We start from the raw sequence: 12,253 nt of genomic DNA, 5'->3' as shown, positions 1-12,253 counted from the left end.
CTCATCCCCACACTTTCGCCGAAGCAGCGTCAAAGAAATCAACTTTCAGCACGGGGTAGGTCTGGGGCCTGAAGGTTGCAATCTTTTCGACGTTGCTGCGGATCGCTTTGTTCGCGTTGTCGTTCGGATCGCCGTATAGGCTGACAAATAGGTGCGTAATCTTGCCGTAACCAATCATGTTGAGGACGTGAGCGTCGTTCTTGGCAAAGGAATGCCCATAGACGAACAGGGCAGTCCCATCCCGTGACTTTGGGCGACAGATACCTGCGAAGCTCTTGAAATTGTGATGCAAATAGGCGCTGTGCTGGATCTTCGTCAGCTTGCTGTTGCTGTTGCCCTCCGCAACGAAGACCGGGAACAGGTTTTTTTTGAGCGCTTCATTCGCCTGGTCCACCAGTGCCTTGCCCGTGTTCACCCAAGTGTATTTTTGAAGCTGATGTCCGGCGTCAAAGAGATGCAGGGCACCGTGCAAATAGTGAATGTTCTGACCATGCGCGGCGCCTTCGCCTTGCCATTCTACATAGGGTGCGTCGAAGTCGTCCTGATCCTTGCGGAAGCCGTCATCATGGGTAAGGTCGATTCGCGCGAATGCGTCGTCCTCTTCGTGCATCAGCGCCCAATAGAGTAGCAAATCGTAGTTCATCGTGTATATTTTGCCACCTACACCTTCGCCAACGAAGTGTGAAAGGAACCGGCGGCAAGCCGCATAACGCTCATCCGAGATGTCATTGGGCCGTGCGGGATGGCGCCCCGCCACCGCCTGAATCAAATCTGTCTTCAACTTCTCTGCGTCTTCCAGAAGCATCTTCTTCGTGGTGACAAACTTGGGCCTGTAGACGCCAACGATGGCAGCAGCGTGCTGAAGGGCGCGAATTACTTCTTCGAAATCCTGAGTCTTCATCGCTTCGAAGATCGCCGCAAGTTCGGAAGACATACTTTTCTTGGCTTCCTGAAAGAGCGACCCATAGGCAAAAATGTCTGGCTTGCAGGCGATGCTAAATCCGTTGCCCAGAAGAAGATGGCGCTTGCCGTACTCATTCGCCGCCGCAAGCGCTTTGTCGAAGGAGAGCAGCTTGAATGTCATGCTGTGCCTCCTGGCAGAACATTGCTAGTCATAAGCGCATTGGGTTCAAAGCGTTCATCAAGCCGCCAGGTGCCCGTGAGCAACTTCTGCATGAGGCCGAGCTTCTGCGTGCGGTAGAGTTCAGCACGCGCAGCGAGGTCCTCGATCATCATATCTTCTACGTCGAGTATTGCTGCAATTCTCTTCTGGGCATCGATAGATGGCAGGAAGATCTCGGCCTGCTCAATTGCTTCAAGCGTCAGGCCGAAACGTACAACTCCATTCGCCAGACGGCTGAATTGCCAGCGGATCGCTGGATGACGCATTGCTTGGGCAATAAATGGGCCATGGCCCACTCCCTCTCGTGGGCGCGCAATTGCGAGATGATAGCCACAGACGAGATTATCGATGTCTTCAGCAATAAGAGCAGGCTGAGCGATTTCTTCCGATGTCTCGGAATCTTTCGTGAAAACAACATCATGCTTGTGTAGACTGTTGACCGCGATCTGGTGCGGCGAAGCCGTCGCGTGCATAAAATCTAACTTCGACGTGATCCGAGAATTATGAAAAACGTCCATGTAGTTGCATAATCGGACGGCTGCTTCGCCAGCACGGGTTTTTTTGTCCACTCCGCTGAACCAAACATCTGCGGCTTCCAGCAGCGGCCGCTTGGGCAGATTTTCAAATAGCTTCTGAAACAAAGCGGCCTTCCGCCGTTGCTTGGCAGCGATGAGACATCCGGTCTGATTGATCGCCTGATCCCAAGCATCCAGCACGGCCACAATACGTTGCTGCTCGGGAACTGGAGCAAGTATAACGGGTAACGCAATAAGATGGTCCGTCGCCAGCCTGCCGGTTCCGTGGCCAGCTCTATCAACTCGCCCCATAACCGCACTGCGCATTGCGACAAGAGTATGTGCGAGAAAGCGTGCATTGACTCCGGAAATTGGATGCAATGCCTTTACATCCTGATTGAATGCCATCGCGCGCGAAGTGACCCCTACAGGGAAGTCCTTGAAGAGACCCATACCGCGAACGAGGATGAGAATAGTTCCGGCGGGAACCACATTGAGTTCTTCGGCACCAATTGCGGTCAGGTGCTCAATCGAATCCTTCAAGTCGAAGGACTTTAGGTCCTTCGCACTAATCCAGGGTATTTCCCCATTCCAAAAATTAGCAGTTGCTCGGCTTGGTGTTCCGCCCGACCTGAGGGTAACAATGGCGCCCAACTCCGCACGATCCCAACCTTCTGGTAAAATTACGGTCACGCTTCATCCTCTTTGCCGATGCGGCGCTTGCGCCAGTCGCCATAGCTCTGCCCAGTGGTGGCGTGTTTCCAGTAGCGATTGCCGTTGACATTGCCGCCGTAGACGATCCCGGCGGCACCCGAGGGTGAATCAAAGGCAGCGGCGGCCGCAAAGCGCAGGAACTTCGTATCGTCGACAGCCACGAGCACGCCGTCCGCGACGAGCTGCGCGCGGCGGCGCTTCAGCCCCTCACCGCAGCTCGGCACTTCCTGCCGTTTGGCAAGCGACCCGGCAAGCACGACGAACTCGTCGCTGGCCTCGCGCGCCTTAGCGTCGGTTCCCGCCTCGGTGAAAGTGAAGAAAGTGTCGCGGTCGGCTACTGCCGAGATTGCCGCCCCTGCCTCCTGACCAGCTGGTCGCAGGATATCGAACCCGAGCACCGGCAGTAGCACCTCGATCTCATCGAGCACACGTTCCATGTCAGCGATCTCTGGTTCAGGGAGCCCCTTGAACGGGGGCTCTGTCCCATTGACGAGCTTCGCCCGACCCGCGCCGCGAATGGCCGCGATGATCCGGCTTTCCAGATAGCGCCCATGCGCCTTGGTGAGGTTTTCGTCCTTTGAGACGATCAGCACCGCACGAGTGAAAAACTCCTTCGACTCGTCGGCATCATGCGCGGCCAATCGTGTTTTGACCTGATCGCCTTCACCGACATAGACAAGCTGCCGCCCTGGCAAATCAGGGTCCGGCCCAACCAGGAGATAGATACCCGTCCTCGCCGCCTCTTCCCGACGAATGAGGTCGGGCAGAGCCGTGCGGGAGGCAACGGCGGCACGCACCGAGGAGATACCAAGCTCGGCCGTGATGACGCCGGACGGCGAGCCATCGACCAGATAGAGCTTCAGGGTGCGGCCGCGCCGGGACATGGCGGCCAGGGGGGCGTCAGACATCGATGCCGAGCTCCTTCAGATAGACGTTCATCTTCGCCCTCGTCTCTGCGAGCTGAACTTCGAGATCGCGAATTTCGTTCTGCACGGCCTGGAGGTCAATTTCAGGTTCGGGTTCGAAGGTATCGACATAGCGCGGGATGTTGAGGTTGAAGCCGTTGATCTCGACCTCCTCAAAGGTCGCTTCATAGGAGTAGCGCTCGATCACCGCCCGGTTGCGATAGGTCTCCACGATCTTGTCGACGTTCCTGTCGGTCAATTGATTCTGCTTTTTTCCAGGCTCAAACTCACGGCTGGCATCGATGAACAGGATGCTCCGCTCATGCGAGCGCAGCCCACCAGCTTCACGCGCCCTGTCGAACACCATGATGCAGACCGGGATTCCGGTGGTGGGAAAGAGCTGCCCCGGCAAGCCGATGACGGCATCAAGTAGATTGTCGCGGATCAGCTTTTCGCGGATTTTGCCCTCGGCGCCGGAACGGAACAGGACGCCGTGCGGCGCAATCACCGCCATGCGGCCGACGGTCGGGCGGGTGATCGCCAGCATGTGCAGGATAAAGGCATAATCGCCGCGGCTTTTGGGCGGCATATGCGGCGTAAACCGCTTGTAGGGATCAGGAAGCGCGTTCCCCTCCGAATCCGTGTTGCCCCACCACTTGTCGAGACTGAACGGCGGATTGGCGACCACCACATCGAAGCGCATCAAGTGATCGCTCTCGATCAACGTCGGCGAGTTCAGCGTATCGCACCAATCGATGCGCGCACCATCCTGCTTGTGCAGCAGCATGTTGAGGCGGGCCAGAGAGCGCGTGCTGCCGTTCGATTCCTGACCGAAGAGCTGGAAGTTCCCATCCGGCACCTCCTCTCCGGCCCGCAGCAATAGTGACCCAGAACCGCAGGCTGGGTCACAGATTCGATCGCCGGATTTGGGGTTCGCCAGCTTGGCGACGACCTCGGACACTTTGCGCGGCGTGAAGAACTCGCCCGCCTTTTTGCCCGCATCCGACGCAAAGCGCTCGATGAGAAAGATATAAGCGTCGCCCAGGATATCTTCAGACGTGTCGGACAAGTCCAAGCCGGGTTTGGCAAAATCCTCCAGCAGCATCTTCAGTCGGCGATTGCGGTCCTTCGTTTGGCCAAGGTTGGATTCCGAATTGAAGTCGATCGCACGGAACAGGCCGCCGAGCTTGCCTTCATTGGCTTTCTCGATGGCATCCAGAACGATGTTGATCAACTCGCCAATATTGTCCCGGCCCCGACGCTCATGGAGGCTATAGAAGTCGCCCAAAAAGCTCTCTTCGACTTCGTTGGTTTTGCTGTTCTTGAGCTCAACCATGGGCAGCTTGAAACGCTCACGATCGAGGCGGCGCTGGATACGAAGCTCATCGTCACCGTACTCCCGGCGGAATTCGTCGACATGCTTGCGGCGCACGTCGCTGATATATTTAAGAAAGAGTGCGGTCAGCACATAGTCCTTGTATTGGGTGGCATCGACCGCGCCACGGAACGTGTCGCAGGCGCGCCAGACCGCGGAGAGAATGTCGTCTTGCTGTAGTGTGGGCATGGTTTCTCCTATGAATTCGAGCTTGTGGCGGCAGCACGAATTGCACGTGCAAGGGCCTCACGGCCAAGAATTGAATTGAGAGTTTCAAGGCGCTGCAGCAGCTCTGACTCCTCATGAAAGGAGCGTGCCAGTCTGGCAATCAATCGCTGCCTAGGCATCGGCGGAAGCGGGATGGCGAGTTTGTCGAGCGCGTCTTTTGGAAGCCGAGCGAGACCGCTGCCCTGCTTGCTGCCAGACAAAGTCGCCTGCGTGGCAGGAAGATCGAGAAAAGCCGCCAGGTATCCTGGATCAACTTTCGATGAATCGGGGCGGACCAGGTATAGATCGAGCGATATGAAGGCGCCGAACAATGACTCAGTCGCGAGACATATGTCAGTTGCCGCGCCTCGTGCGCCGATGATCAGATCGCCTTCTTCTATCGGCAATGCTCTGGCAACTGCTGAAGGTTCTCCAGCAGTGAGTGTTGGGGCACGGCCCGACTTCAGATCGGACAGATCGGACAGGCGGACGAAACGCGCCGACCCCTCGTCGCCCTCTTGGATTGCCAGGCCGGAATAGATGCTGGATATTTCTCTGAGTTCGAGCATGTCTCAAACTAATAAATAGCTTATAAAGAGTCAATTTTAATTCGAGCGTGTCTCTAAGTTTTTTCTTGCAGCTTAAGCCCATTTCCTCTCATTGGTAGATAGAGTAGATATTTTGTATTCTTCGTGCTACATATTTTGCCAATCTGTAGCACCAAGGTGGCATATGCCAACACCCCACACTCCTCCGGCTGCTGTTCGACGGGCAATACGCAAGCTTGGGGCAGACATTCACGATGCCCGCCGTCGCCGACGGCTGCCCATGGCCGTCGTTGCGGAGCGCGCCTTTACATCTCGCTCAACCCTTCAAAGGATTGAAGCTGGCGACACCAATGTCAGCATAGGCATCTATGCGGGCGTCCTTCAGGCACTCGGCCTGCTCGATGGGCTTGCTCAGATTGCTGACATCAGCAATGACGCTGTTGGGCAAGCGCTGGCCAGCGCCGAACTTCCAAAGCATGCCCACCTTAAGCGTACAGCCGGATCCGCCAGCGATGGCTGATTTCGAGGTGCATATCCATCTGGATGGCCAAACCCGTCCTGTTGGCCTCGCGCGAAGCAATCGCGTTCGCGGCACGGAAACCATTCTGTTTGAATACGATCGCGCTTGGCTTGAGAATCCCGATCGATTTTCTCTGGAACCAGCTCTTGCCCTAACCCGCGGCACCTTCGCTCCTCCTGCCGGATTGGCGACGTTCGGCTCCATCGGCGATTCAGCACCGGATACCTGGGGCCGCCGCCTTATGCAGCGCGCAGAACGTCGCTTGGCGGAAAGGGAAAACCGCGCCGTTCGGACTTTGACGGAAAGCGATTACCTTCTAGGCGTTGCTGATGAGACACGTCTTGGAGCACTCAGATTCCGCTGGGTCGGCCAAGAAGTCTTTCAGGCACCCATCCGCAGCGGTGTACCCGCTCTGATCGAACTCGGACGACTGCTCCAGATCACAGAGCGGATTCTTCGGGACGAGGAAACAGATGAGGACCTGCAGCTTATCTTTGCCCCAGGCTCCTCGCTTGGCGGCGCGCGTCCGAAGGCGTCGGTCATCGATCAACATGGCCACCTGTCCATCGCCAAGTTCCCGAAAGAGACCGACGAATACAGCGTGGAGACCTGGGAAGAAATCGCGTTACGACTTGCCAACCAAGCTGGCATCACCACTCCGCAGCACGAGTTGATCCAGGTAGCGGGCAAAGCAGTCATGCTATCACGACGCTTTGATCGTGACGGCGCGATCCGCATCCCATTCTTGTCGGCGATGGCGATGATGGGTTCCAAAGACGGTGAGCGCGGCAGCTACCCAGAAATGGTAGATGCTCTTGCCCAGCATGGTGCCAAGGGAAAGGCAGACGCCCATGCACTCTATCGTCGTGTTGCATTAAACGTGCTTATCTCGAATGTCGATGATCACCTGCGCAACCACGGCTTCCTTTGGCAGGGAAAATCTGGATGGTCACTTTCTCCAGCCTATGACATAAACCCCGTACCCACCGATCTCAAGGCGCGGGTGCTGACGACGAACATCGACCTGGACGAAGGCACTTGCTCGATCGATCTCCTGGAGGCCGCTTCGGAGTTTTTCGCACTCACCCTGGCGCAGGCCCGCGCGATCATCAAAGAAGTTGCGACCGTGACGACAACCTGGCGCGATACCGCAAAGACGGTTGGCGCCCGCTCGACCGAGATCAATCGAATGACAAGCGCGTTCGAGCACGACGACCTCAGGCGCGCTCTGGCACTATGAGACGCATTCCGTCAGACATCATTCATTTCATCGATGGCCGAAACGAGATGATGCCCAAGTTGCCGAATTGGGACGACACCTGCGCCACTAGACGATGACCCAAGCGCAACGCTTAAACTGAGATGTGAAACAGAAAAATGGAGAGTTTGGACAGAGTTCGATTTTTTTGTTTCAACTCTCAATTTTTCTGTTTCTGAAATGCGGAGTAATGGGGGGACGAGGACTCGCGATAGCTGATGCCTACTAACTTTGCACCACAGTGACCTTTCTCTTCAATGAGCATGTGTCCATTCACAGCAACCTCATCGTGGTCGCCATTAGTAACGTCGGCACTCAATTACGATAGGCGATCGCGCAACGTAGACATCCACTGGGGGCCACGTGAATGAAGGCGTTGTCCACAGGTTTCGCGGATGCCTTCGGCGCAGACAGTCGGCCACTGCGGCCAAATCATGAGGGAACTCTGGCGTCCGACGATCAGTCGCTCACGTCGCTCCCGGCGCAGCAAATAACTCGTGAAGTGCAACCGATACTTCGAGAAGTGAAACAGAAAAATTGAGTTTGGTAACGAAAGCTTCGCGATGTGTAACGAATGAGGGCAATTTGTTTCGAGGTAAAATGCATTGCCGGTAAGTGATCTCACATTTCTGGCGATGTGTTCGACACTTAGTGTACATGCCCAGTACGCTTTGTCGGGTTGTCTGCAATTGATCACCATTTCCCAGCAATGTGCGCTACCTGAAAGATAACGTGCTTCGACGTGTGGACATCCTCGCTGTAGCGACGACAGCGCATTTGAGGAACACTGTTCCGCTGGTGAGCCAGCCTCGCAATCCCCGCCGCGTCGTTGCCCGACGTTGGCTTTCCCTTGGGCGTTGAAGCAAATTACTTGAGATGTGCAGCGCAACAATGGAGATCCGCAACGAATTACTCGAGAAGTGCAGCGCATGTTTCCAGAGGTGTAATAAAAGATTTGAAATTTGCAGTCGTTAACGGCGCGGTGCTGAGGCTGTGGCTAAACGATCGCACTCCCTCGGATTCTCTGACCGCGTCCACAGTTTTGGGAATTAGATCCTTTACAGAAGACTTGGATCTGAGCACGCTTCTCCAACGAACTGATTTGGAGACCGGCATGTCTATCTTACCCGACCAATATCTTGCGCTCTGGAAACGCCTGACTTGGCGTGCCTACAGACACGGGTTCACCCGCTCCGAGGCCGAGGACTTGGCGCAGGAAACCCTGATGGCGGCCTTCATTCATGTGCCGCATCTCGAAGGACGGGATCTACGTGCCTGGCTGAACACAGTCCTGCGCAATAAAGCGCTCAATATCATTCGCAGCGTCGCACATCGTGAGATGCGGCAGAGCCTTTCGCTGAGCGATCCTGATGCCGACCATCTCCATCCGGTGCAGTCGCCTGCCCAAGATCACGCCGTCTTCTTGCGCCAGACGCTGACCGAGATCGAAGCCCTGCCGGACCGCGCCAAGCGTCTCATTACTCTCATCGTCATCGAGGGGCGATCCTACGATGAGGTCTGCCGCATGCTCGCGATTCCGATAGGCACCCTCAAGAGCGCTTTGTCTCGTGCGCATGCTGAGTTGCGCGAGCGGCTAAAAGACCGCCCGGCTCCCCGACCAGCCTAACTTCACACCTAAATCTCCCGGAGTTATCCATGACGACCATTGCGATCGCCACCACGCGTGGCGCCGAACTGGCGCGGCTGGCCGATGTGCTAGCTGCCTTTTATGGCCTGCTCAAAAAGTCGACGACCTACATCGACCCGATGCGTGAAGCAGAGACATCGCTTTTTTCCCGACCGCCCGACACTAACGAATACTTGCTGGCACATGTCGAAATCACCTGTTCGGATCCGGCCCAGATTAACCGCGAAATCGCGGCAACCATCCGCGACTGCCAAAGGTTGGATGGCACGATCATCCTTAGCCTGCCCTGCTATGCCCAACATCTTTCGGCCGATCTGCTTCAGCTAATCGACGTCTTCTTGATTCAAGCGACCCCTGCTCAGGCCAGCATGACCGATGCGATTCGTCTCCTCTCAGAAATCCAAGAGCACATCACGAGCCAGAAGCTCGCGGTACGTCCCTGGATTTTGGGAGCCGGATGTGCAGGTGGCCCCGCGATCGCGGCCCGCCTGAGAGCGTCCGCGGCTTTGGTCCTAGCACGGGACGAACACAGCTCGCTACGATCGGAAGATCTGCCCATATTGCAATGGGGCATGCCATTAATTCACTGGAGCGGGTGGGATCATCTCTCCGGTCTCACACCGAGGAGTGGTAAGGCACCTTCAGAGTATTTTGGACGAGCGTGCAACACGCTCTATCGACAGGTGCTTTTGCTCGCGCAACATCCCGACAAAGCGCCGACCATTGACGAATTGGCTGCGGATTCGCCGTCCTTCTTTGAGCCGTGGCTACGCCACGACACGCGCGGCACCGCGCAGAGGCACCTGGATTTGGCGGAAGACCTGTCACTTATTGAAGTTGGCTTGGGCCCGATCCCAGAGGATTTTCTCAATGCGCCTCATCTCGATGAATGGGCCCCCACCACACGCAATTTCAGAGCGCTGAAGGGCACCGTTTCGGACCATCCCGAGCAACCAACGGGGGACTGGATTCGAACCTCGGAAGTCGTGAAGTTTGGACCGAACAAGACGTGGGCTCGCACGGTGTCGCGGTTCTACACACTTGGCACGCCTGCCGAAGACGAACCAGGCGCACCGGATACCATGTGAGATTGGCTCGTGAAGAAGATGCGTCGCACTCCCGAGCGACAGGGCTTGCCCGCCCATCTGGCCTATCGACTGAAGAGGCCCTTGAGCTGGTGGCGCCATACGGTACTCCTAAAGATGGGCAACGAGGATCTGCCCAGGTTCCAGCGTGCCCTCGAGCAAGGCAGTAAGGGGAAACTCACGTCGGAGCAAATCCAGCGCGCCCTGCATGATGGCGATGTCGCTCTCCAAGTCGCGCTCGAGCTCCATCCAGGAGTAGTGCTGCCCGCAGACGATCTGGCAGACCTCGCCATTTCCTGGGCTGCAATGGCCGTTCACCTCGGCAAGAAGGTCGCCGCTCTGCTGGTTGCCGAAGCCCTGCGGCAGAATTTGGAGAGGCTCGACGCGCAACCGTGGCAACTTCCTGTAGACGCCACAGACATATCTCGGATGCGGCGCCGAATGCATGCATGGTTTGATATTTTCCCGATCAACAATGCCTTTCTGGAGGCGCGTGAGGGCGTCGGGTTGCTTGGTCACGCACTGGGCCATATGAAGATCGGAAATGGCCACAGCCTGATTCCAGTCCGGTCGATCCCTGGAGGCGGGAAATGGGGAAGAGAGATCGCCCTCCGCTATGAAGGGCTGACAAAGCCGCTACCACTGAAGCTGCCGCAGTTGAGTCCCGACCATCTCGAAATGAAGCTGCATGAAGAGATGCCTAGCTTTGCATCTGTGACTGCGGCTATTGCCGATGACCTGCGATTCCAGATGGCAGGAACGCTTCCAATCGCGCGGTTCCGGCCATTGCTTCTTCTGGGTCGGCCGGGTATCGGGAAGACGCGCTACGTGCGGCGGCTTGCGTTCTTGCTCCGTCTACCGTTCCGTATGATCGCGGGTGCGGGCGCCCAGACGCCTGATCTCACGGGTCTGTCGCGGATCTACGACTCAACGCAGGCAGGTGTCGTCCCACGCACGATGCTGGAGACGGGTATCGCGAACCCTATCTTGCTGGTCGACGAGATCGACAAAGCTCGTGCCCTGGGGCGGGAGGTGCGCCTCCAGGACGCTCTGCTTGCGATGATCGATTCGGAAACGGCGAGGCGTGTTCCGGACGAATGCCTCGCGAGTACAGTCGATATGAGTTGCGTCTCGTGGATCCTCACGGCGAACGACGTTGGTGGGCTCTCGTCGCCGCTGCTGGACCGGGTGCGGGTCTTCAACATTCTGCCGCCGGAGAGTGTCCATCTCCCCAGAATCATTCAGGGAATGCTTGAGGACATCGCGATGGACTTCCATATCCCGCCCGAAGAGATGCCGGAACTGCCGGAGCAGACGATGCTGGCACTCGTTGGCGTCTACCGTGCTGGTGCTTCCGTCAGAGTAGTGAAGCGCGCCCTCATCGCGGCGGTCTCCGTAGCGATGCGGAGTTTACCCGACCATTAAAATCATGGCCGCTGCTCGGCTTGTTCCTTGCAAGACCTCGCTGCAGCTTAACTGGAGTAGCGCCTTTATTCACTACTATCCACTACTACTCGCTACGACCAATTACCACCCGACAAGTTTGTGAAAGGAATTATCATGCGACGACAGACCATTACCCGTGACCAGGTGTTCGAAGCGGCCGACCAAATTGTGGACATGGGTCTCAATCCAACTCAGAACGCGATCATCCGACGCGTAGGCGGCAGCTTCACCACGGTCGGGCGATACATGGAAGAATGGCGCCGCGAGAGGCGCGCCGCCAACGAAAACCCGGCAACCGTTGCACCCGATCAGTTGCTCGGAGCGGCCAAGACGTTTGCCGAAGAGATCTGGGGCAAGGCTCTGGATCTCGCCACTGCTAGGCTGAGTGAGGATCAGCGGCGCCTGAAAGCTGAGCAAGCAGTGATCGATGAGGATCGAGTAGATATGCTCAACCAAGTCCAAGATCTGGAGGAAGTCGCGGCAACTCAGGAAGCGCGGATTACCACTCTTGAGCAAACAATCCGTGAAGCAATTTCAGAAACCTCCGTCCTGCAGGACAAACTAGCCAGGGCAAATGAGCGGGCTGGCGTCGCCGAAGCGCGCCTCGCGGATGCCAATAGGCGCATTGATGAGCTGCTTGAAAGCGTCGTTATCGCGAATCAACGTAATGCCGAGCTCTTAGATGCCCTGCTGCCCTTTCGACATCGCAAGCCAGTTGGCACGAATCGGCGTTCTCATAGCAAATGACAATGGGAGGCTCATTTGATCATTTTAAATTAGGAAATGACGAAAGATGGCCGTGGCACGTTAGGTAGCCCGGCTATTCCGGCAGAATGGTTCTCCTTCAACCTTCCACTTCGGTATCGACCTTTGGCTACCTTCTTCCTGACTTCGGCATGAGGTGACTAA

At 56.7% G+C, this 12,253-nt stretch carries 11 protein-coding genes; 6 read left to right on the top strand and 5 right to left on the bottom strand.

The genetic code is table 11. From position 1 onward, the window contains the following. Position 1: 1 nt before the first annotated feature. From ACE3OA_RS00055 to ACE3OA_RS00035, 5 genes are read right to left on the bottom strand one after another with little or no spacing between them, the layout of a single operon-like run. Positions 2-1,084 (bottom strand): DUF4917 family protein, encoded by a 1,083-nt coding sequence (locus tag ACE3OA_RS00055; RefSeq protein WP_374306493.1) that lies wholly within the window; start codon positions 1,082-1,084, stop codon positions 2-4. Continuing rightward, positions 1,081-2,331, bottom strand: a complete 1,251-nt coding sequence (locus ACE3OA_RS00050; RefSeq protein ID WP_374306491.1) for a restriction endonuclease subunit S — start codon at positions 2,329-2,331, stop codon at positions 1,081-1,083. Before ACE3OA_RS00050 ends, ACE3OA_RS00055 begins: the two co-directional genes overlap by 4 nt. Then, positions 2,328-3,260: a DUF4357 domain-containing protein gene (locus ACE3OA_RS00045; protein ID WP_374306489.1), complete on the bottom strand. Its 933-nt coding sequence runs from the start codon at positions 3,258-3,260 to the stop codon at positions 2,328-2,330. The genes ACE3OA_RS00050 and ACE3OA_RS00045 overlap by 4 nt, the downstream gene beginning before the upstream one ends. Then, positions 3,253-4,821, bottom strand: a complete 1,569-nt coding sequence (locus ACE3OA_RS00040; RefSeq protein ID WP_374306487.1) for a type I restriction-modification system subunit M — start codon at positions 4,819-4,821, stop codon at positions 3,253-3,255. The genes ACE3OA_RS00045 and ACE3OA_RS00040 overlap by 8 nt, the downstream gene beginning before the upstream one ends. Before the next feature lie 8 nt (positions 4,822-4,829). Then, a complete protein-coding gene (locus tag ACE3OA_RS00035; protein WP_374306485.1) occupies positions 4,830-5,408 on the bottom strand; it encodes a restriction endonuclease subunit S in 579 nt (192 codons plus the stop codon). 163 nt (positions 5,409-5,571) lie between these two features. Here ACE3OA_RS00035 and ACE3OA_RS00030 point away from each other — a divergent pair, with 163 nt between their 5' ends. From ACE3OA_RS00030 to ACE3OA_RS00005, 6 genes are all read left to right on the top strand, one after another. After that, the gene (locus tag ACE3OA_RS00030) at positions 5,572-5,907 is read left to right on the top strand and encodes a helix-turn-helix domain-containing protein (protein ID WP_374306483.1); all 336 of its coding nucleotides are present in this window, start codon (positions 5,572-5,574) and stop codon (positions 5,905-5,907) included. After that, on the top strand, positions 5,900-7,147 hold the full coding sequence (locus ACE3OA_RS00025) for a type II toxin-antitoxin system HipA family toxin (protein ID WP_374306481.1): 1,248 nt from the start codon (positions 5,900-5,902) through the stop codon (positions 7,145-7,147). The genes ACE3OA_RS00030 and ACE3OA_RS00025 overlap by 8 nt, the downstream gene beginning before the upstream one ends. A gap of 1,132 nt (positions 7,148-8,279) precedes the next feature. Further along, on the top strand, positions 8,280-8,792 hold the full coding sequence (locus ACE3OA_RS00020; RefSeq protein WP_374306479.1) for an RNA polymerase sigma factor: 513 nt from the start codon (positions 8,280-8,282) through the stop codon (positions 8,790-8,792). A 29-nt stretch (positions 8,793-8,821) separates the two neighbouring features. Beyond that, complete coding sequence (locus ACE3OA_RS00015; RefSeq protein ID WP_374306478.1) at positions 8,822-9,901, top strand: DUF6634 family protein; 1,080 nt, start codon at positions 8,822-8,824, stop codon at positions 9,899-9,901. A gap of 18 nt (positions 9,902-9,919) precedes the next feature. Next, on the top strand, positions 9,920-11,323 hold the full coding sequence (locus tag ACE3OA_RS00010) for an AAA family ATPase (protein WP_374309178.1): 1,404 nt from the start codon (positions 9,920-9,922) through the stop codon (positions 11,321-11,323). Positions 11,324-11,458: 135 nt separating this feature from the next. Continuing rightward, positions 11,459-12,091, top strand: a complete 633-nt coding sequence (locus ACE3OA_RS00005) for a DNA-binding protein (RefSeq protein ID WP_374306476.1) — start codon at positions 11,459-11,461, stop codon at positions 12,089-12,091. Positions 12,092-12,253: the final 162 nt, after the last annotated feature.

The sequence above is a fragment of the Dongia sp. genome (genome assembly GCF_041906375.1).
Taxonomy (GTDB): domain Bacteria; phylum Pseudomonadota; class Alphaproteobacteria; order Dongiales; family Dongiaceae; genus Dongia.
Note: the sequence above shows the minus strand (reverse complement) of the source record. Positions and strands in the feature narration are given on the sequence as shown.